This window comes from Cupriavidus sp. GW821-FHT02F09 (assembly GCF_059421605.1).
On record NZ_JBWKVH010000008.1, the window covers coordinates 97082 to 116201 of the forward strand.

The 19120-nt window shown below is 65.1% G+C and carries 19 protein-coding genes; 5 read left to right on the forward strand and 14 right to left on the reverse strand.

Annotation, left to right across the window (positions count from 1 at the left end; genetic code table 11):
• Positions 1 to 226 precede the first annotated feature (226 nt).
• Together AC07XB_RS12045 and mutY are read left to right on the forward strand one after the other, a co-directional pair.
• The gene (locus AC07XB_RS12045) at positions 227 to 2170 is read left to right on the forward strand and encodes a dynamin family protein (protein ID WP_492375320.1); all 1944 of its coding nucleotides are present in this window, start codon (positions 227 to 229) and stop codon (positions 2168 to 2170) included.
• Between the two features lie 123 nt (positions 2171 to 2293).
• Entirely contained in the window at positions 2294 to 3463 is a 1170-nt protein-coding gene (mutY, locus tag AC07XB_RS12050) for an A/G-specific adenine glycosylase (RefSeq protein ID WP_492810492.1), read from the forward strand.
• A 6-nt stretch (positions 3464 to 3469) separates the two neighbouring features.
• On the opposite strand, the gene AC07XB_RS12055 is transcribed toward mutY, so the two are convergent.
• The 11 genes from AC07XB_RS12055 to AC07XB_RS12105 form a co-directional block, all read right to left on the reverse strand.
• Positions 3470 to 4147: an LON peptidase substrate-binding domain-containing protein gene (locus tag AC07XB_RS12055; protein WP_492375322.1), complete on the reverse strand. Its 678-nt coding sequence runs from the start codon at positions 4145 to 4147 to the stop codon at positions 3470 to 3472.
• A gap of 66 nt (positions 4148 to 4213) precedes the next feature.
• On the reverse strand, positions 4214 to 5131 hold the full coding sequence (gene rapZ / locus AC07XB_RS12060) for an RNase adapter RapZ (RefSeq protein WP_492375323.1): 918 nt from the start codon (positions 5129 to 5131) through the stop codon (positions 4214 to 4216).
• Positions 5132 to 5250: 119 nt separating this feature from the next.
• Positions 5251 to 5574 (reverse strand): PsiF family protein, encoded by a 324-nt coding sequence (locus AC07XB_RS12065; RefSeq protein ID WP_459570989.1) that lies wholly within the window; start codon positions 5572 to 5574, stop codon positions 5251 to 5253.
• A 188-nt stretch (positions 5575 to 5762) separates the two neighbouring features.
• On the reverse strand, positions 5763 to 6734 hold the full coding sequence (gene hprK, locus AC07XB_RS12070; protein ID WP_006159437.1) for an HPr(Ser) kinase/phosphatase: 972 nt from the start codon (positions 6732 to 6734) through the stop codon (positions 5763 to 5765).
• Positions 6735 to 6769: 35 nt separating this feature from the next.
• Entirely contained in the window at positions 6770 to 7225 is a 456-nt protein-coding gene (gene ptsN, locus AC07XB_RS12075; protein ID WP_006159436.1) for a PTS IIA-like nitrogen regulatory protein PtsN, read from the reverse strand.
• 383 nt (positions 7226 to 7608) lie between these two features.
• Positions 7609 to 7959 (reverse strand): ribosome hibernation-promoting factor, HPF/YfiA family, encoded by a 351-nt coding sequence (gene hpf, locus AC07XB_RS12080; RefSeq protein ID WP_006159435.1) that lies wholly within the window; start codon positions 7957 to 7959, stop codon positions 7609 to 7611.
• Positions 7960 to 8008: 49 nt separating this feature from the next.
• Positions 8009 to 9484, reverse strand: a complete 1476-nt coding sequence (locus AC07XB_RS12085; RefSeq protein WP_043343436.1) for an RNA polymerase factor sigma-54 — start codon at positions 9482 to 9484, stop codon at positions 8009 to 8011.
• A gap of 136 nt (positions 9485 to 9620) precedes the next feature.
• Entirely contained in the window at positions 9621 to 10406 is a 786-nt protein-coding gene (gene lptB, locus AC07XB_RS12090; RefSeq protein ID WP_150991814.1) for an LPS export ABC transporter ATP-binding protein, read from the reverse strand.
• A 46-nt stretch (positions 10407 to 10452) separates the two neighbouring features.
• Positions 10453 to 11097: a lipopolysaccharide transport periplasmic protein LptA gene (gene lptA / locus AC07XB_RS12095; protein WP_492810499.1), complete on the reverse strand. Its 645-nt coding sequence runs from the start codon at positions 11095 to 11097 to the stop codon at positions 10453 to 10455.
• 54 nt (positions 11098 to 11151) lie between these two features.
• Positions 11152 to 11778 (reverse strand): LPS export ABC transporter periplasmic protein LptC, encoded by a 627-nt coding sequence (gene lptC, locus AC07XB_RS12100; RefSeq protein WP_492375332.1) that lies wholly within the window; start codon positions 11776 to 11778, stop codon positions 11152 to 11154.
• 15 nt (positions 11779 to 11793) lie between these two features.
• Positions 11794 to 12777, reverse strand: a complete 984-nt coding sequence (locus AC07XB_RS12105) for a KpsF/GutQ family sugar-phosphate isomerase (protein ID WP_492375324.1) — start codon at positions 12775 to 12777, stop codon at positions 11794 to 11796.
• A 151-nt stretch (positions 12778 to 12928) separates the two neighbouring features.
• Here AC07XB_RS12105 and AC07XB_RS12110 point away from each other — a divergent pair, with 151 nt between their 5' ends.
• The gene (locus AC07XB_RS12110) at positions 12929 to 14908 is read left to right on the forward strand and encodes a monovalent cation:proton antiporter family protein (RefSeq protein ID WP_492375325.1); all 1980 of its coding nucleotides are present in this window, start codon (positions 12929 to 12931) and stop codon (positions 14906 to 14908) included.
• 36 nt (positions 14909 to 14944) lie between these two features.
• On the opposite strand, the gene AC07XB_RS12115 is transcribed toward AC07XB_RS12110, so the two are convergent.
• A complete protein-coding gene (locus AC07XB_RS12115; protein ID WP_492375326.1) occupies positions 14945 to 15328 on the reverse strand; it encodes a ribbon-helix-helix domain-containing protein in 384 nt (127 codons plus the stop codon).
• Between the two features lie 68 nt (positions 15329 to 15396).
• A complete protein-coding gene (locus tag AC07XB_RS12120) occupies positions 15397 to 15975 on the reverse strand; it encodes a DJ-1/PfpI family protein (protein ID WP_006159426.1) in 579 nt (192 codons plus the stop codon).
• Between the two features lie 161 nt (positions 15976 to 16136).
• Here AC07XB_RS12120 and AC07XB_RS12125 point away from each other — a divergent pair, with 161 nt between their 5' ends.
• Both AC07XB_RS12125 and AC07XB_RS12130 read left to right on the forward strand, forming a co-directional pair.
• The gene (locus tag AC07XB_RS12125; RefSeq protein ID WP_267605425.1) at positions 16137 to 16709 is read left to right on the forward strand and encodes an adenine phosphoribosyltransferase; all 573 of its coding nucleotides are present in this window, start codon (positions 16137 to 16139) and stop codon (positions 16707 to 16709) included.
• A gap of 188 nt (positions 16710 to 16897) precedes the next feature.
• Complete coding sequence (locus AC07XB_RS12130; RefSeq protein ID WP_492810503.1) at positions 16898 to 18583, forward strand: Na/Pi cotransporter family protein; 1686 nt, start codon at positions 16898 to 16900, stop codon at positions 18581 to 18583.
• A gap of 18 nt (positions 18584 to 18601) precedes the next feature.
• Here the strand turns inward: AC07XB_RS12130 and AC07XB_RS12135 are convergent, their stop codons facing one another.
• Positions 18602 to 19087, reverse strand: coding sequence for an adenosine-specific kinase (locus AC07XB_RS12135; protein ID WP_492375328.1), 486 nt, complete (start codon positions 19085 to 19087; stop codon positions 18602 to 18604).
• Between the last annotated feature and the right edge of the window lie 33 nt (positions 19088 to 19120).

The window sequence follows — 19120 nt, forward strand, 5'->3', positions numbered from 1 at the left end:
CCCATCTTCTTGCGAATGTGGCGCCAACCCGATGGCCCGGCGCAACAGGGAGGGCGGCGGGCGACTCGAATTTCACAAAAATCCGCCGTAAACCTGTATCTTGAAGATACGTAAAAAAGTGTTACAAAGACACCATGTCACCGCCCGAGTGCCGGCCATCGGACATCAAGATGTCAGGCCTGCAGCGCCGTCGCGGGGGCTTTTCGCCAAGCCGATCCCAGTGCCAATGACAACCCTCGCCCTTCAATTCGAACAATACGGCGCCTGGAGAACCGGGGTACTCCATTCCCTGGCCGAATTCCGCTCCTGGCTGCAGCAGCACGATCTCTACGACGCCCAGGCCGACGAACGCGTCCAGCGCATCCAGGGCGTGCTCAAGAGCGACCGGCTCAAGGTGGCGTTCATCGCGGAATTCTCGCGGGGCAAGAGCGAGCTGATCAACGCGATTTTCTTTGCCGACTACGGCCGTCGCATCCTGCCGTCTTCCGCCGGGCGCACCACAATGTGCCCGACCGAGCTGCGCTACGACGAAGCCGAGGCGCCGTGCATCCGGCTGCTGCCGATCGAGACGCGCCTGCAGGAAGCCTCCACCGCCGATTTCCTTGACGTCGATGCGCACTGGCACACCGTGCCGCTCGACCCCTCGTCGCCCGATGGCATGCTGGATGCGTTCCGGCACGTGGTCGAGACCAACCGTGTCACGCGCGAGATGGCCGAGTCGCTTGGCCTGTACAACGAGAACGATCCCGACGCCGCCTACGCGCTCGATGCCGACGGCATGGTCGAGATTTCCCGCTGGCGCCACGCGGTCATCAACTTCCCGCATCCGCTGTTGCGCCAGGGCCTGGTCATCCTCGACACGCCGGGCCTCAACGCGATCGGCACCGAGCCCGAGCTGACGCTGCGCCTGATCCCGGATGCGCATGTCGTGGTGTTCATGCTGGCGGCCGACGCCGGCGTGACCAAGAGCGACCTCGACCTCTGGCGCAGCCATGTGAGCGCAGGCCACCGCAAGGGGTGCCTGGCGGTGCTCAACAAGATCGACGGCCTGTGGGACCCGCTCAAGTCGCCGGCCGAGACCGCGGCCGAGATCACGCGCCAGGTCACCACCAGCGCTCATGTGCTGGGCATCGACGAGTCGCGCGTCTACCCGGTGTCGGCGCAGAAGGGCCTGGTGGCCAAGGTCACCAACGACGACGACTTGCTGGCGCGCAGCGGCCTGCCGCAATTCGAGCACGTGCTGTCTGACCAGCTGATCCCGCAGCGGCGCGAGATCGTCGCCGACCAGGTGCAGCGCTCGGTGGAGGAGATGGCGCGCGGCGCGCAGCAACTGCTGCAAAGCCGCCGCCGCAGCATCGTCGAGCAGTTGTTCGAGCTGCGCGGGCTGCGCGGCAAGAACCACGCGATGGTCAAGCACATGCTGATGCGCGTGCAGTCGGAGAAAGAAGAGTTCGAGCAGAGCATCGCCAAGTTCCAGGCGCTGCGGCTGGTGTTCGGGCGCCATAGCGCGGACATCATCAAGAGCCTGCAGCTGCGCGACGTGCGCCGCACCATGCGCGAGCGCCGCGAGCAGATGAAGGAGCGTTTCTTCTCGCGCGGCATGCGCGAGGACATGGACGCCTTGTTCGCGCGGCTTGGCGAACTGGTCAGCGAGGCGGACCAGAAGATCGCCCAGCTCCACCAGCTCACCGACAGCATGTACCGCCGCTTCAATGCCGAACATGGCTTTACGCTGCCTGCGCCGATCCAGTTCGTCACCGCGCGCTACGTCAGCGAATTGCAGCAGACGCTGGCGTTGGCCCACACGCACTTCGGCGCCATGAACATGCTCACGCGCTCGCGCCCGCAGCTGGTGCAGAGCGCGTTTTCCACCATCGCCACCCGCGTGCTGGAAACCTTCCGCGATCTGAACCGCGATATCGAGATCTGGCTCAAGTCGGTGATGACGCCGCTGGAGGCGCAGGTGCGCGAGCACCAGAAACAGTTGCGCCGCCGGGTCGATTCGATCGAGCGCATCCACGAGGCCACCGACACGCTCGAGAGCCGCATCGCGCAGCTCGAGGAAGTGCTCAACGGCCTGGATGATCGCAGCGGGCGCATCGAATCCTTCTCCAGGCAGATTCTGCAGCCGGACGCCAACGAGGGGCAGCCCAGGGCGTTCGCGGCCTGAAGCGCGGCCGGCGCAAGTCCGGCGGCGAATGCAGGTGGCGAGGGCTGGTGGCGGCGAGGCGGTATCATGACGCGCCGCCGCTTCCGGCGCTGTTGCTGTGTTGCCTTACCCGTCACGTACCCGATGCCCCGCAAGCCCGCTGCTTCTCCTGCCGTTTCATCCGATCTTTCCCCCGCCGTGGTTCCTGCCGATTTCGCCGCGCGCGTGGTGGGCTGGCAGCGCTTGCACGGGCGCCATGACCTGCCGTGGCAGAACACCCGCGACCCTTACCGTATCTGGCTGTCCGAGATCATGCTGCAGCAGACCCAGGTCAGTGCGGTGATCGAGTATTTCCAGCGTTTCGTCGGCCGGCTGCCAACCGTGGCCGCATTGGCCGAGGCCAGCGCGGATGAGGTGATGGCGCTGTGGGCCGGGCTTGGCTACTACTCGCGCGCGCGCAACCTGCACCGCTGCGCCAAGGCCGTGATGAGCGAGCATGGCGGTGTGTTCCCGACCGACCCCGAGGTGCTGGTGACGCTGCCCGGCATCGGCCGCTCCACCGCGGCAGCCGTGGCCGCGTTCAGCGCCGGCGTGCGCTCGCCGATCCTGGATGGCAACGTCAAGCGCGTCTTTGCCAGGTTCTTTGGCATCCATGGCCATCCCGGCGTCAAGGCGGTGGAGAATCGCATGTGGCAGCTTGCCGATGCGGTCCTGCCCGCCAAGGGGCCGGCGCAAGCCGAGGACATGGTGTCCTACACCCAGGGCGTGATGGACCTTGGCGCCACTGTCTGTTCGCGCGGCAAGCCAGCCTGCCTCGCCGCCGCCGCGTCGTGCCCGCTGGCCGGCGACTGCGTGGCGCGCCGCGACGGGCTGACCGGCGTGCTGCCCACGCCGAAGCCGCGCGCCGCCATTCCCGAGCGCAGCACCGTGATGCTGCTGGTCCGCCGCGGCCGCGAGGTCCTGCTCGCACTGCGCCCGGACAGCGGCATCTGGGGCGGGCTGTGGAGCCTGCCCGAAATGCCGGTCGATACCGTGCCCTTCGATGCGGAACTGGCCGAAGACGCTGCGCTGGAACGCGCCCGCGAATTCGGCAATCCCAGCACGGCCAATATGGTCGGCGAGCTCACCCACGTCTTCACTCACTTCCGCCTGCTGATCCGCGCCATTCGCGTCGACGTCACCGGCCTCACCGCGCGCGATGCCGCCAACGGCCCCGCACTACGCTGGCTGTCACTGGACGATCTGGATGCGGTAGGCACGCCCGCGCCGGTGCGCAAGCTGCTGGAGGCGCAAGCCCAAGGGGGATTGTTTTAACGTTGCTTAGAGGATGTGGTGCTGGTGCATGTATTTATGCACGATCTCGATCCGCATGCCCGCGTCCGGCAGCGCCATCAGCATCTGCTTGGCCTTGAGCGGCACCGGCAAGAACTCGCACAGCCGATTGGCCACCCAGCTGGGGTCATCCCACAGGAACGGCTCGCAGAAAGGCAGCTCGCCCGGATGCTCGGCATGGAGCGAGGCAACGATACGCCGCAGCACGGCCAGGCATTCGCCCAGCAGTTCGAGCTTGCAGTCGATGATGTCGGGCGGCAGCAATTCCGCCTGGCCGACCAGCAAGCCGTCCGGGCTCACGCTGTGGCCCAGCAGCCGGAAGCGCTGGCGGCCGCGCGCGCTGATCAGCAGCACACCCAGTTGTTCCATATTGCAGTCGATGATGTCGGCCAGGCAGCCGATCGTCTCGGGCATGGTGGGCTCGTCCGGGCGGGCGACCTCATTGCCGCTGGCGATCAGGCAGACACCGAAGGGCGTGCGATCGCGCATGCAGGCGCGCACCATGTCCACATAGCGCGCTTCGAACACGCGCAGTGGCAGCAGCCCATCGGGAAAGAGTACGGTATGCAGCGGAAACAGCGGCAGGCTATCCAACGTAGGCCCCGCCGAGGTGCTGTGCGGGGCGGCGAACGATGCGGATGAGCCGGGCGTGGCGGGTGAGGACATGCTGAGCCAGCAAAGGTTTCGGGCGAGGATTGCCGAGCCTGACCGCGAAACCTGGCGGTGCGGCGTTTAGCCGCCCGGCGCGAGCTCGCGGTGTCTCACCAGCACATTACCATGGGCGCGAAAATAGTTGGCAAGTCTTTCCGCGATGTACACGGAGCGATGCTGCCCCCCAGTGCAACCGATTGCGACGGTCAGGTAACTGCGATTGTCAGCGATGAAACTTGGCAGCCACTTTTCCACATAGGCGCGTATGTCCTCGGCCATGGCCAGCACCATCGGCTGGCTCTGCAGAAAGTCGATCACGGGCTCGTCGCGGCCGGTCAGTGGGCGCAGTGCCAGGTCGTAGTAGGGGTTGGGCAGCGAGCGCACGTCGAACACCAGGTCGGCGTCGCTGGGCACGCCGTGCTTGAAGCCGAACGACTCGAACAGCAATGTGAGCTTGAGGTCATCGCCGCGCACGAATTCCTTGATCCACGCGCGCAATGTATTGGTGCGCACATTGCTGGTGTCGATGCGGTGCGCAGCCTCCGCCAGCGGGCTCAGGAGCTCGCGCTCCATCTCGATGGCCTCGATCAGCGAGGTGTCGTTGAGTGCGGTCTCGGCGGCACTATCGGCGAGATTCTCGTTCCTGGGATTGGCCGAGAGGCCAGCCATGGCTGCGCGCATCGACAGCGGATGGCGCCGTCTCGTCTCGGAATAACGCTGCACCAGCGCATCGGTATTGGCGGTCAGGAAGACCACCCGGACCTGGTGTTCGGAGGCGAGGTCGCGCAGCGTGCCGGGCAGCTCGTCCAGCGATTCACGGCTACGGATATCGGTGGCGACGCCCAGATGGGTGTAGCCCTGCGCCGCCAGGTACTGGGCCAACTCCGGGATAAACTGCGCCGGCAGGTTGTCGACGCAGTAGTAGCCCGCGTCTTCCAGTACGTTCAAGGCAACGGATTTGCCGGAGCCGGAGATCCCGGTGATAAGTATGATGCGCATAGCACGACAAGCATAACATCAGGTGATGACGCCGTCATGACGGCGCCGTGCCAGAAAAAATGGCGAACCGAAGAGGTTCGCCATTTTTACACGTCCGCGCCGCAAGTGATGCCGGTAGCTTACTTGGACAAGCAGTCGCTCATGAAGGCCTTGCGCTCGTCGCCCTTCTTGCCGGTGGCCTGGGCGTTGCAGGTCTTCATCTTTTCCTGCTGGCTGTTCTTGGCGGGTGCGGCCGCGGGCTTATTGGACAGGCAATTGCTCATGAAGGCCTTGCGCTCATCGCCCTTCTTGCCGGTGGCCTGCGTGTTGCAAGCCTTCATCTTGTCCTGCTGGGTGTTAGGTGCCGCCGGTGCCGCGGGTGCAGCGGCCGGTGCATTCTGGGCGAAGGCGCCGGTGGCAAAAAGCGGGGCTACCAGCACGCACATCGCGATCAATTTTTTCATGCTTGCTCTCCTGGCTGTGGAAGACTTCATGGCTGCTGGCCTGTCGGCTCGGCAACTCGGGGCTGGGCCCAATGCCCATTACTGCACAAAACGGCCTATGCCCCAATCGCGTTGACCATCGAAGCGCGGCCGGATGTAAGCAATTGAAAACGGCCCCGTCGTGGTCGCATGGCGTGGGCCCGCCAAACCTAGAGTAGCCGGCCCTGACCCCGCGATGCGACATCGGCCTGCATCGCGGCGCGCTGGCGGTCCATGAAGTCGCGCAGCGTGTCGATGCCGCGCAGGCGCAGGATGGTGTTGCGCACGGCGGCCTCGACCAGCACGGCGAGATTTCGGCCGGCCGCCACCTGGATCTTGACCATGTGGATGGGCAGGCCGAGCACGTCGAGATACTGGGAGTCCAGCGGCAGGCGCTCGAATTCGCCATCGTTGCGGCGAACCAGTTGCACCACCAGCTTAAGCTTCATCTTGCGGCGTACCGCAGTCTCGCCAAAGATGGTCTTGATGTCGAGCAGGCCCAGGCCGCGCACTTCCAGCAGGTTCTGCAGCAGCGGCGGGCAGCGGCCCTCGATGAAGTCCGGCCCGAGGCGCACGAAATCGACGGCATCGTCCGCGACCAGCCCATGTCCGCGCGAGATCAGTTCCAGGCCGAGCTCGCTCTTGCCCAGGCCGGATTCGCCCATCACCAGCACACCCATGCCGAGGATGTCGAGGAATACGCCGTGCATGGTCACGCGCGGCGCGGAAATGCGCGACAGATAGAGGCGCAGGTGGTCGATCACCGCGGCCGAAGACACCGGCGTGGTGAACAGCGGTGTGGACGAGCGCGTGCAGCGCAGTTCCAGGTCGGGCGGCGGCTCCATGCCGTCGGCGATCACCAGGAACGGCGGCTCAAGCAGGATCAGCTCGCCCATCTGGCGCTTGCGCATCTCGTCATCGAGGCGCTGGTAATACGTGATTTCGGGCTTGCCCAGCACCTGGATCCGGTTCGGGTGGATCAGGTTCAAGTGGCCGACGAGATCGGCCGCGGACGTGGCTTCACGCGCGAACTCGACATCGAAGGCCCGGTCCGCGCCCTCCAGTCCTGCTACCCAGGAGAGTTTGATATCGGCTGCGTTGTCGTCGAAGATCGACTGCGAGGTGACGCCAGTGAGTTCCATTCGGGTGCTTTCAGGGACGGGCTTTCAGTGCCGGATCAAGGGTGCCATTGCGTCAGCAACTGGTGCACGTCGTCGGGGGTGGGCAGGGTAGCCAGTCCTTCGCGCATCTCGCGGTCGGACAGCAACTGGGCGATCTCGGAGAGAATTTCCAGATGCTGCTGGGTGGCCTGTTCGGGCACCAGCAGGAAGATCAGCAGCGCGACCGGCTTGCCGTCGGGCGACTCGAAGGGGATCGGCTCAGCCAGGCGCATGAAGGCGGCCAGTGGCTGCTTCAGTCCCTTGATGCGGCCGTGGGGGATCGCAACCCCCGCGCCCAGGCCGGTGGACCCGAGCGACTCGCGGGCGAACAGGTTGTCGGTCACGGTCGCGCGCGCTACGCCATGGTTGTTCTCGAAGAGGAGCCCGGCCTGTTCGAACACGCGCTTCTTGCTGGTGACGCTGACGTCGAGGTTGATGTTGCCGGGTGGCAGCAATTTAGCCAAACGATTCATGTGGAATGCGCAGGGTTTTCTAGTAAGCAGGCCCGGGGCCAGGAGGCGTCCCACCGGGCGGAAAGAGGTAAAAAACCAAGGCCCGAGGTTTCCACCGGGTGTCCCCCCATGCCGGTGTCGGGCGTCTGGCCATTATAGAGCAGGCCCGCTTCCGCTTTGTGCATTGCAATAGCCGATGCGCTCAAGCGGTGCTGCATGCACCGGAATGGCTAGGCCGGTCAACCATGTATTGCACAGCATACACTGGTACATATGCGTTGCGGAATCCCCTGTGTGGCCCGATCGGGTAGGCTGCAACGAAAAAGCCGCGCTCTGGGCGCGGCTTGATTCCATTTTTCAAGGGACTGACACCGACGGCCCGGTATGTGGGCCGCCAGGCACGGTCATTGCTGCATCTGCGATGCGGCCATCTGATACTTGACCGCTTCACGGTCGTGGCTCTGCACGCGATCCTTGTGGCGAATCACCTGCCGGTCGAGCTTGTCGACCAGTGCGTCGATAGCGGCATACAGGTCTTCATGATGCGCTTCGACAAAGATGTCCTTGCCCTTGAGATGTAGATTGATTTCCGCGTACTGCCGCCGGTCCTTTTCTTTTGTATTGTCGACAGAGAGCAGCACACTTACGCCAATGACTTGATCGAAATGCCTGACGATACGCTCCAGTTTCGTTTCCACGTACTCACGCAGAGGGGGCGTGATGTCCAAGTGGTGTCCACTGATCTTGAAGTTCATAGCGTTTCTCCTTCTGAAAGAGCTGCATCAGGCAGGCGATGCAGCTCGGCTACAAAGTCTTACGGAGATTGACCGCGGGAATCTTGAGCGCTTCGCGGTATTTGGCAACGGTACGCCGTGCTACCACAAAGCCTTGCTCGCCGAGCAATTCGGCAATCCGGCTATCGGACAAGGGGTTCCTAGCGTCTTCGGCTCCTATCAATTGCTTGATCAACGCACGGATTGCCGTTGATGAGGCCGCGCCGCCGGTTTCTGTGGATACGTGAGAGCCAAAAAAATACTTCAGCTCGAAAGTCCCCATCGGCGTTGCCATGTATTTATTGGTAGTCACCCGAGAGATGGTGGACTCGTGTAAACCCAGTGTATCGGCAATCTCCCGCAAAACCAAGGGGCGCATCGCAATTTCACCGTGGGTGAAGAAGTTCTTTTGACGTTCGACAATGGCTTGTGCGACGCGCAATATCGTGTCGAACCTTTGCTGGATATTCTTGATCAACCAGCGTGCTTCCTGCAGCTTTTGCTGCAGTCCGGCCGCGCCTGCATCGCCTTTTGCACCGCGCAAAATCTGCGCGTACATGTCGTTGATGCGTAGCCGCGGCATCACATCCGGGTTGAGGTGGGCGATCCATCCGCCGCTCAACTTTCGAACAAAAACATCAGGCACCACGAAGTCCGCTTCTGGCCGGCTGTAGGCATGGCCAGGATAGGGCGCGAGCGAGCGGATCAGTTCATGTGCGGCCTTGAGTTCCGGTTCGTCCACTTGCAGCGCCTTTTTAAGGCGCGTGTAATCGCGCACCGCCAGCAGCTCGAGGTGGTTGGTGACGATGCTCAGCGCCAGTTCGCGCTGCGGATGCTTGAGCCTGCGCAATTGCAGCGCCAGGCACTCGGCGGCGTTGCGTGCCCCGACGCCCGGCGGATCGAAGCTCTGCAGCAGCGTGAGCACAGCCTGGATCTCGTCGACCTCGAACTCGAGCTCCTCCGGCAGCTCGCTGCAGATTTCCTCGAGCGTGGTGCTCAGGTAGCCGTCATCGTCCAGGGACTCGACCAGGAAGATAGCCAGCCCTTTGTCGCGCAGGGAAATCTTGAGCGGCGCCAGCTGTTCCATGAGGTGTTCACGCAGCGTGGGCTCGGCGTCGCGCAGCTGCATCGGGGTTTTTTCGTCGTCTTCGCCTTGCGGGCGGCGGGCGAAGTCGTCCAGGCTCCAGTCGCTGCCGTAATCCTCATTGCTGTCGGAGTAGCTGTCGTCGGCTTCGGGGGCGCCATCGGGACGGTTTTCGCTGGTGCCCTGGCCATCGGCGGGCGCTGGCGCGGGCGCGCTCTGCAGGTTCACCGAGCCGTCCGAGGACACGCGCAACGGGCTGTCCAGCCAGTCGTTCTCACGCTCGAGCAAGGGGTTCTCGGTCAGCGCCTGTTCCACTTCCTGCTGCAGTTCAAGCGTGGACAGTTGCAGCAGCCGGATCGACTGCTGGAGTTGCGGCGTAAGCGCGAGATGCTGCGAGAGGCGGAGCTGTAGCGACGGTTTCATGCGACCTATTTTATGCCCAACTTCCGTACTGATGGAACGGAAATTGCTATCGCTGGTGTCGCTATGATCGTTTGAAGGATAAAAGGCGACACCGAAGCCGCCCGGGGGGGCGATGCGCGGCAGGCGCCGCGCGCCCTTACATGCGGAAGTTCTCGCCCAGGTAGACCTTGCGCACCGACTCGTTGGCGATGATGTCCTCAGGCTGCCCGGACGCCAGCACCGCGCCTTCGCTGATGATGTAGGCGTGGTCGCAGATGCCTAGCGTCTCGCGCACGTTGTGGTCGGTGATCAGCACGCCGATATTGCGTGCCTTGAGGAAGCTGACGATGCGCTGGATTTCGCCAACCGCGATCGGGTCGACGCCGGCGAAGGGCTCGTCGAGCAGGATGAAGCGCGGCGCGGAGGCCAGCGCGCGGGCGATTTCCACGCGGCGGCGCTCGCCGCCGGACAGCGACAGCGCCGGGTTGTCGCGCAGGTGGGCAATCTGCAGGTCATCCAGCAGGGTGTCCAGCCGGCGCTCGATCTCGGCCTTGCCCAGGGGTTTGCCATCGTTGAGCTGCAGCTCCAGCACTGCGCGGATGTTCTCCTGCACATTGAGCTTGCGGAACACGGAGGCTTCCTGCGGCAGGTAGGACAGGCCCATGCGCGCTCGCTCATGGATGGCCAGGCCGCTGATGTGCTTGTCGTCGAGCACGATATCGCCCTCGTCCAGCGCCACCAGCCCCACGATCATGTAGAACGACGTGGTCTTGCCCGCGCCGTTGGGGCCCAGCAAGCCGACCACCTCGCCGCTCTTCACGTCGAGCGACACGTCCTTGACCACGGTGCGCGAGCCGTAGCGCTTCTTCAGGTGGCGCACGACCAGCGTGCTGCTGTCCTTCAGGGTGGCGGGCTGGGACGGTGCGGTTTGGGTAGCGGTCATGAAGGTGAAGTCAGAATCCGTGGATCAGGGACGTGGCGGCGTCAGGTCAGGGGTTGACGGGGGCAGCTGCCGGCTTGAGCGGCAGCGGATTGGCTGCGGCACCGCTGGCGGGCTGCTCCTGGCGCGGCGACAACACGGCGCGCACGCGGCCCGACGGGCTGCCCGCGGTCGCGTTCTCGGCGCCGCCGCTGGCCGTGTAGAACTCGTTGCGGCTGTCATAGGTGATCACCGCGCCGCGGATCTCGTCGACCAGCTTGGCGCCGGCCAGGCGGGCCATGCGGGCGCGCCCGATCAGCTTGGACAACTCCTGCTTGCCGTCATATTCGATGCGGTCGCCCCAGCCATCGATGTACTCGTCGACGTTGTCGCGCTTCTGGCGGATATAGGCTTGCTTGCCGCCCTTGGAGGTCGCGACCGCGTACTGGTAGCCCTCGGGATCGGTACGGACTTCGGCTGCGTCGGATTTGAGCACCATGGTGCCCTTGGTCAGCACCACGTTGCCAGTCAGTACATAGACCTGCTTGACGTCATCGTAGCTGGCATTGTCGGCCTCCAGGACCAGCGGCTTTTCGCGGTCGGCCTTTTCGGCGCTGGCGGGCGCGGCCAGCGTGAGGCCCAGGACGGCGGCCAGCGTCAGCAAAGCGGCCGTGCTGCGGCGCAGACAGGACGAAGTCGTCGGGAATGGATTCATGTTGGCGTGATGGCGGTTGACGCGGGCGGTTGGTGCCCGCGGGCGGCTTCGGGGCTACTTCGTGGGACTCGCCGGCGGCGGCCCCGTGATGATGGTGCCGCGTACGTTACCCAGCAATTGTACTTCGCGAGTGACATTGTTGAAGACCAGGCCGTTGGCGGTCATCACCGACGGGCCGCGGGTCAGCTTGACAGCCTTGTCGGTCTTGACGATGTCATCGTTCACCAGCACCTGGAAATACTCCGAGGCGGCCGTCATCTGCGGATCCTTGGCGGGGTCGGGGCCCTGGGTACGCACGATGAAGGCATTGCCGAACAGGTCGATGACCGAGCCTTCCGCGTTCATCGTGCCGCGATCAGAGTGGCCGGTGACGGGCGGACGGTCGATTTCATAGGAGCGCATGGCCGGGCGTGTCACTTCGTAGGTCTGGTCGTCCTCGAAGTGGATCATCTTGTCGCCGGTGAAGCGCAGCTTGGTGTTGCCGTCCTCGGCAAGCTCGGTCGCGGAAAAACGGATCATGTAGTAATCCGGTTCATGCTTCTTGCCTACCGGCCCGGTGTCCGCTTCTTTCGGGGAGTTGACCTGCACCAGCCAGAAGGTGCTGCCCGCCACCAGTGCCATCAGCAGCAGGGGCAGGGCTCGCATGGCAAGCCGGCTCAGGGAGGACAGGATTTCCCGCATAGGCATGGGCTGGCCTCAGATGACCTTGGCGCGGGTCAGGTCGTGGATGTGGAGCGCGCCGACCAGGCGCCGCTCTGCGTCGACCACCAGCATCTGGTTGATGCGGTTCGCCTCCATCACCTGCACGGCTTCCACGGCCAGCTGGTCCGGCCCGACGGTATGCGGTGTGCGGTGCATGACCTCGCTGATGGGTACGGTCTTCCAGTCGCGCGGGGTTTCAAGCAGGCGGCGCAGGTCGCCATCGGTGAAGACGCCGATCAGGCGGTCGTCCGGGTCCACCACCGCGGTCATTGCCATGCCTTTGCGGGTGATTTCCATCAGGGCCTGTGCCAGCGGCGTGCTCTCGCGTACCTTGGGCACCGCGTTGCCGCTGCGCATGACGTCGCGCACGTGGGTCAGCAGCTTGCGCCCGAGCGCGCCGCCCGGATGCGAGCGGGCAAAGTCTTCCTCGCCGAAGCCGCGGGCATCCAGCACCGCCACCGCGAGCGCGTCGCCCATCGCCAGTGCGGCGGTGGTGCTGGCGGTCGGGGCCAGGTTGAGCGGGCAGGCTTCTTTTTCCACGCCGGCATTGAGGTGCGCGTCGGCCAGCTGGGCCAGCGTGGAGGCGGGGTTGCCGGTCACGGAGATGAGCTTGGCGCCGATGCGCTTGACGATCGGGACAATCGAAAGCAACTCGGCGGTCTCTCCGGAATTGGAAAAGGCGATCAGCACATCGTCGCGCGTGACCATGCCCAGGTCGCCGTGGCTGGCCTCGGCCGGATGCACGAAAAACGCGGGCGTGCCGGTCGAGGCCAGCGTGGCCGCGACCTTGCGGCCGATGTGGCCCGACTTGCCGATGCCGGACACGACGACGCGCCCGCTGCAATTGAGCGTCAGTTGCACGGCTTGCGCAAATCCGTCGTCCAGGCGGCCTGCGAGGGCAGCGACGGCGTCGGCTTCGATCTGGAGGGTTTCGCGAGCGAGCCTAAGTGCTCGATCCGCATTGAAATTAGCTATCATGGCGACGAAGTATACCAACGAATGCGATGGCGCTTGGGCTGTTCCTGGGATCGGGCGGCCGGGGCGGCCATCGCGCTTGCCGTAATCCGCCGGCAGGGCCGCCCGCACCGGGCCGGCCCGGTGCCCGGCGCGGCGTACCCTGACCCTGTCGATGCACTCTCCGCTGGACCTTACCCTTGTCCTGCTGGCCGCCGCCGTGTTTGGCGTGGTCGCGTTTCGCATGTTGCAGTTGCCGCCGATGCTGGGGTACCTGGTCGTGGGCATCCTGATCGGGCCGCATGCGCTCGGCCTGGCCAGCGATACCGCGCAAACCAAATACCTGGCCGAGTTCGGCGTGGTCTTTTTGATGTTCTCGATCGGCCTGGAGTTCAGCCTGGGCAAGCTCAAGGCGATGAAGCGGCAGGTGTTCGGCCTGGGCGGCTCGCAGGTGGTGCTGTCGCTCCTAGCCGTGATTCCGGCGAGCTGGGCGTTCAACTGGCTGTTTCCGCTGTCCTGGCAGGCCTCGGTGGCGCTGGGCGGCGCGCTGGCCATGTCATCCACCGCCATCGTGTCCAAGATGCTGTCGGAGCGGCTGGAGCTGGAGAGCGAGCACGGGCGCAACATCATCAGCATCCTGCTGTTCCAGGACCTGGCCGTGGTGCCGCTGCTGATCGTGATCCCGGCGCTCTCGCGCGATCCGGGCGACCTGATGATGGCGCTGGGCCTGGCCACGGTGAAGATCGTGGTGGCCCTGAGCCTGATCTTCTTCGTCGGCCAGCGCTTCATGAGCCGCTGGTTCCACATCGTGGCGGCGCGCCGCTCGCAAGAGCTGTTCATGCTCAACCTGCTGCTGGTCACGCTGGGCATGGCCGCGCTGACCGAGCGGCTAGGCCTTTCGATGGCGCTGGGCGCCTTCATGGCCGGCATGCTGATCTCCGAGACGCCGTATCGCCATCAGGTGGAGGAGGACATCAAGCCCTTCCGCGATGTGCTGCTGGGGCTGTTCTTCGTCACCATCGGCATGCTGCTCAATATCCATGTGGTGCTCGATCACTTGTGGCTGGTGCTGGCGCTGCTGGTGGTGCCCATTGTCTTCAAACTGGTGCTGATCTCCGGCCTGGCCCGCTTGTTCGGTTCGCGCCAGGGGGTGGCGATCCGTACCGGCCTGGGCCTGGCGCAGGCCGGCGAGTTCGGCTTTGTGCTGCTTAACCAGATCGACGGCCTGAACCTGGTCGACCCGGTGCTGATCCAGGTCATCCTGGCCTCGATGCTGTTGTCGATGCTGGCGGCGCCGTTCCTGATCCAGTACAGCGACGCCATCGTGCTGCGCTTTACCGCCAACGAATGGCTGATGCAGTCGCTCAACATGACGCGCATCGCGGTGCAGAGCCTGCAGACCGAGAAGCACGCCATCATCTGCGGGTTTGGCCGCAGCGGCCAGAACCTGGCGCACATGCTGGAGCGCGAGGGCATTACCTATGTGGCGCTGGACCTCGACCCGGACCGGGTGCGCGAAGCCGCCGGCGCGGGCGATACGGTGGTGTACGGCGATGCCGGCCGGCGCGAGGCGCTGATCGCAGCGGGCCTGCATCGCGCGGCCGCCTTGATCATCACTTACAACAACACGCCCTCGGCCCTCAAGGTGCTGCACCATGTGCAGGAACTGGAGCCGGCGCTGCCCGTGATCGTGCGCACCATGGACGACTCGGAGCTCGATATCCTGCAAAAGGCGGGCGCCACCGAGGTGGTGCCGGAAAGCATCGAGGGCAGCCTGATGCTGGCCTCGCACGCGCTGGTGCTGCTGGGCGTGCCGATGCGGCGCGTGGTGCGCGGGGTGCAGGAGGCGCGCGATGCGCGCTATAGCCTGCTGCGCGGCTACTTCCACGGCCGTGACGACGAGGAAGACATGGTGGAGCGAGAGTCCGTGCGGCTGCACTCCATTTCGCTTGGCCCGGAGGCCACGTCGGTGGGGCGGCGCCTGGGCGCGCTCGGGCTGGACCGTATCGGGGTGGAAGTGACGGCGGTGCGCCGGCGTGGCATCCGCGCGTTCGATCCGGAGCCCGATACCGTACTGGAGCCGGGCGATATCGTGGTCTTGCGCGGCCAGCCAGAGGCGCTGGAAGCGGCCGAGGCGCGCATGCTGGCCGGCTGAGCCTGCGCTATGCGCTCAGTGGCCGCAAGTTCGGGTTCATGCCGCCACGCGGCTGCCGGTGTGCGCCTCTTCCGCCCACGATGCCGGCAGGCCCTCTAGCACGGAGCGCGCGTCGAGCGAGCCGATCGGGACGCGCGGGTCGGCGGGAATGCGGCCTTCGCCTTGCAGCATCAGGTAGCGCAGGCAGCATACGCGCAGGAAGGACGTGAAGTTTGCCGCCTCGCCCCGGTAGGCCACCAGTTCGTCGTGCAGCCGGGTGATGAGCTGGCCCACGCTCATGCCATCGCGGCGTGCCAGCGTTTCGAGCACTTCCCAGAACAGGCTTTCCAGCCGGATGCTGGTGGCCACGCCATGCAGCCGGAGCGAGCGTGACTGGCCCTGGTACGACTGCGGGGTAGCCCGGATGAAGATTTCACACATAGAAGAACTCCCGTGCTTAACGGCCCGCGATAGCCCTAGGTGGGCTCGCGGGCCGCGTTCGGTAGCCTCTAATGTACGATCCTGGTGCCCAGGACGGCAAGGAACTGCGCCAGCCACGCCGGGTGCGCGGGCCAGGCCGGTGCGCTTACCAGGTTGCCATCCGTGTAGGCCTGGTCGACTGGAATGTCGGCATATTTTCCGCCCGCCAGGCGCACTTCGGGCGCGCAGGCCGGATAGGCCGAGCAGGTCCGGCCTTCCAGCACGCCGGCCGCGGCTAGCAGCTGGGCGCCGTGGCACACCGCGGCGATTGGTTTGTTGGTGCTGGCAAAGTGCCGCACGATTTCCAGCACCCGCTCGTTCAGGCGCAGGTATTCCGGGGCGCGCCCGCCCGGGATGACCAGCCCGTCGTAGGCCGCCGGATCCACATCGGCAAAACTCGCGTTCAGCGCGAAGTTGTGGCCGCGCTTTTCGCTATAGGTCTGGTCGCCCTCGAAATCATGGATGGCGGTGGGGCAGCTGGCGCCGGCCGCCTTGTCCGGACACACCGCATGGACCGTGTGGCCCACCATCTGGAGTGCCTGGAAAGGCACCATGGTTTCATAGTCTTCGGCGTAGTCGCCGACCAGCATCAAGATCTTTTTCGCCATCGCTGTCTCCTGTATGGTTACGGTTGTCCTGGGGGAGCCACGCCGCAAAGCGTGCCATCCGCCCAGGCGTTGCCCATTGTGTTGCCGTTTGCGGCAGCCCGGGTGGTAACCCATTACCGCATCCAGCCTGCCGATTTGGCGGGCTGCCCGAACGAGTCCCCATGCCCAACACCACTATCCAGTCGTCCGCCCTTGGCGACGTTACCCACTACCTGCGCGAACGCATCCGTACCGTGCCGGACTGGCCCCAGCCCGGCGTGATGTTCCGCGACATCACGCCGTTGCTGCAGGATCCCAAGTCCCTGCGCGTGCTGATCGATGTCTTTGTGCACCGCTACATGGACGCCAAGCTCGACGTGGTGGCCGGCATCGACGCACGCGGCTTTATCCTGGGCGCCATCGTGGCGTACGAGCTGAACCTGGGCTTCGTGCCGATCCGCAAGAAGGGCAAGCTGCCGTTCGAGACCGTGGCCGAGGAGTATGAGCTGGAGTACGGCAGCGCCACGGTGGAGATCCACGCCGATGCCTGCAAGCCGGGTGACCGCGTGCTGCTGGTGGACGACCTGATCGCCACCGGCGGCACCATGATGGCTGGCCGCAAGCTGCTTGAGCGGCTGGGCGCCACCGTGGTGGAAGGCGCCGCCATCGTCGACCTGCCCGAGCTCGGCGGCTCGCGCCACCTGCTGGATAGCGGCCTGCCGCTGTTCACGGTTTGCCGCTTTGACGGGCATTGACCCGCATTGACGGCCGCTCTCCGAGCGGCTTGCGCATTGGGCTTGCGGCCATTTCCACCGCGTGGACATGGCGTTGCCCACACATGCCGGCAGGCGCATAATGCCCCATTGACAACGATACGATGGCCGGGCGAAATCTTGCGATCCGCAATGGAGGCACCGGTCACATAAGGGCATAAGGGCGCAGCATGGGCGTACTACTACATTTGCTTTCCGGCGTGGCGCTGCTGGTGTGGGGCACCAACATCGTCAAGGTCGGCATCCTGCGCGTGTATGGCGCCAACCTGCGCCACGTGCTCTCGTCCAGCATTTCCAACCGGTTCACGGCCTTTGCCGCCGGCCTCGGCGTGACCGGCCTGGTCCAGAGCAGCAACGCGACCGCCGTCATCGTCAGTTCCTTCGTCGGCCAGGGCCTGATTGCCGTGGCGCCGGCGCTGGCCATCATGCTGGGCGCCAACGTCGGCACCGCCATCATGGTGCAAGTGTTCTCGCTGGACCTGTCCTGGCTGTCGCCGCTGCTGATCTTCGTTGGCGTGATCCTGCATCTGTCCTGGAAGGGCAACAAGCCTGGCCACGTGGGCCGCGTGCTGATCGGCCTGGGGCTGATCACGCTGGCGCTGGAGCTGATCTCCATTGCCACCCGCCCCGTGGTGGAAGCGGCTGGCGTCAAGGTGTTGTTCGGCACGCTCACCGGAGACCCCACGCTGGACATGCTGATTGGCGCCTTACTGACCATCCTTTGCTATTCCAGCCTGGCGGTGGTGCTGTTCTGCGGGGCGCTGGCCTCGGCCGGGGTGGTGTCCCTGCATGTGGCGATGGCGCTGGTGCTAGGCGCCAACCTGGGCTCGGGCATTTCCGCGTTGCTGACCACCTCCGGCAACAACCAGCCCGGCAAGCGCGTCACGCTGGGCAACCTGCTGTCGCGCCTGCTCGGCTGCGTGATCGCGCTGCCTTTGCTGGGGCAGGCCGAACACCTGCTGGCGCTGGTCGACGCCGATCCGCAGCGGCTGGTCGTGAATTTCCACTTGCTCTTCAATGTGGCGCTGGCAGTGCTGCTGCTGGGCGCCACCGGTCCGCTGGCGCGCCTGTGCGAGGCGGTGCTGCCCGGGCGCAACACCGGCGACAGCCAGGTCACCCCGCGCCACCTCGATCCCGCCGCGCTGCCCACGCCGGCGCTGGCGCTGTCCAATGCCGCGCGCGAGGTGCTGCGCATCGGCGACCGCATCGAGCAGATGCTGGACAACATGCTGCGCGTGCTGCGCACCAACGATGCCAAGCTCGCCACCGCCACCTGCCGCATCGACGACGAGGTGGACGATCTCTACACCGCGATCAAGCTCTACCTGACCCGGATCAGCCTGGAGGCGCTGGATGAGCGCGACGGCCGGCGCTGGACGGAAATCATCTCGCTCACCATCAACCTCGAGCATGCCGGCGACATCATCGAGCGCATCCTGCAAGACGCGCGCGAAAAGAAGATCGCTCATAACCTGGCCTTCTCGGAAGCGGGCATGCAGGAGATCTCGCAGATGCACGCGCGCGTGGTGGCCAACCTGCGGCTCGGGCTGTCGGTCTTCCTCTCCGGCGACCTGAAAAGCGCGCAGCTACTGATGGCGGAGAAGGCGACTTTCCGCGAGCTGGAGCGCCAGTACGCGCGCACCCACCTGCAACGCATCGCCGTGCAGACCGCCGAGAGCATCGAGACCAGCTCGCTGCACCTCGACGTGATCAGCGATCTCAAGCGCCTGAACTCGTTGTTCTGCGCCACCGCCTACCCGGTGCTGGAAGAAGCTGGCGTGCTTAACCGCAGCCGCATGAAGGAAGATGATGGCGAACCCCCGGCCAGGGCTGTGCCGTCCGCGCAGGCGCACTAAGGAGCCACTAAGGAGTGGCTACAGCTTGTAGCCGATCTCCCGCAGCAGGTTCCGCCGCGAGGCAATGTCAGCCTCGGTTTCCAGCCCGAGCGGCGAAGCGCCATCTACCACGCCAAGCACCGCGCGCCCCTGCGCGGTCTGCGCTACCACCACCTCGGTCGGGTTTGCCGTGGCGCAATAGATCCGGCATACCTCCGGCACCGCGCGCACGGTCGCGAGCACATTGACCGGATAGAAGCCGTCGCCAAGGAACACCAGGAAGCAGTGGCCGGCACCGATTGCCAGCGCGTTCTGGCACGCCAGGTCGATCATCGCCTCGTCGGTGCCGGACCAGCGCACAAGGCGCTTGCCCGAGGCCTCGCAGAACGCTAGTCCAAAGCGGATGCCCGGCACCGCGCCGGCCAGCGCCTCGTGGATGTCGTCCACGGTCTTGATGAAGTGGGATTGCCCGAAAATGAAGTTGGTCGCCTCGGGCTTGGCGATCGGCACTACGGTGAGTTCCATGGCCGTGCTCCTGCATTGGCCTGTGCCAGCCCC

What these genes read in the sequence shown, in the direction of transcription:
- rapZ (WP_492375323.1), bottom strand. Translation starts at nt 5,131, where the DNA reads ATGCGCATCATACTTATCACCGGGATCTCCGGCTCCGGCAAATCCGTT.
- AC07XB_RS12065 (WP_459570989.1), bottom strand. Translation starts at nt 5,574, where the DNA reads ATGAAAAAATTGATCGCGATGTGCGTGCTGGTAGCCCCGCTTTTTGCC.
- lptC (WP_492375332.1), bottom strand. Translation starts at nt 11,778, where the DNA reads ATGCGGGAAATCCTGTCCTCCCTGAGCCGGCTTGCCATGCGAGCCCTG.
- lptB (WP_150991814.1), bottom strand. Translation starts at nt 10,406, where the DNA reads ATGACCGCTACCCAAACCGCACCGTCCCAGCCCGCCACCCTGAAGGAC.
- lptA (WP_492810499.1), bottom strand. Translation starts at nt 11,097, where the DNA reads ATGAATCCATTCCCGACGACTTCGTCCTGTCTGCGCCGCAGCACGGCC.
- AC07XB_RS12105 (WP_492375324.1), bottom strand. Translation starts at nt 12,777, where the DNA reads ATGATAGCTAATTTCAATGCGGATCGAGCACTTAGGCTCGCTCGCGAA.
- AC07XB_RS12125 (WP_267605425.1), top strand. Translation starts at nt 16,137, where the DNA reads ATGCCCAACACCACTATCCAGTCGTCCGCCCTTGGCGACGTTACCCAC.
- AC07XB_RS12115 (WP_492375326.1), bottom strand. Translation starts at nt 15,328, where the DNA reads ATGTGTGAAATCTTCATCCGGGCTACCCCGCAGTCGTACCAGGGCCAG.
- ptsN (WP_006159436.1), bottom strand. Translation starts at nt 7,225, where the DNA reads ATGAATCGTTTGGCTAAATTGCTGCCACCCGGCAACATCAACCTCGAC.
- mutY (WP_492810492.1), top strand. Translation starts at nt 2,294, where the DNA reads ATGCCCCGCAAGCCCGCTGCTTCTCCTGCCGTTTCATCCGATCTTTCC.
- AC07XB_RS12110 (WP_492375325.1), top strand. Translation starts at nt 12,929, where the DNA reads ATGCACTCTCCGCTGGACCTTACCCTTGTCCTGCTGGCCGCCGCCGTG.
- AC07XB_RS12130 (WP_492810503.1), top strand. Translation starts at nt 16,898, where the DNA reads ATGGGCGTACTACTACATTTGCTTTCCGGCGTGGCGCTGCTGGTGTGG.
- AC07XB_RS12120 (WP_006159426.1), bottom strand. Translation starts at nt 15,975, where the DNA reads ATGGCGAAAAAGATCTTGATGCTGGTCGGCGACTACGCCGAAGACTAT.
- AC07XB_RS12055 (WP_492375322.1), bottom strand. Translation starts at nt 4,147, where the DNA reads ATGTCCTCACCCGCCACGCCCGGCTCATCCGCATCGTTCGCCGCCCCG.
- AC07XB_RS12135 (WP_492375328.1), bottom strand. Translation starts at nt 19,087, where the DNA reads ATGGAACTCACCGTAGTGCCGATCGCCAAGCCCGAGGCGACCAACTTC.
- hpf (WP_006159435.1), bottom strand. Translation starts at nt 7,959, where the DNA reads ATGAACTTCAAGATCAGTGGACACCACTTGGACATCACGCCCCCTCTG.
- hprK (WP_006159437.1), bottom strand. Translation starts at nt 6,734, where the DNA reads ATGGAACTCACTGGCGTCACCTCGCAGTCGATCTTCGACGACAACGCA.
- AC07XB_RS12045 (WP_492375320.1), top strand. Translation starts at nt 227, where the DNA reads ATGACAACCCTCGCCCTTCAATTCGAACAATACGGCGCCTGGAGAACC.
- AC07XB_RS12085 (WP_043343436.1), bottom strand. Translation starts at nt 9,484, where the DNA reads ATGAAACCGTCGCTACAGCTCCGCCTCTCGCAGCATCTCGCGCTTACG.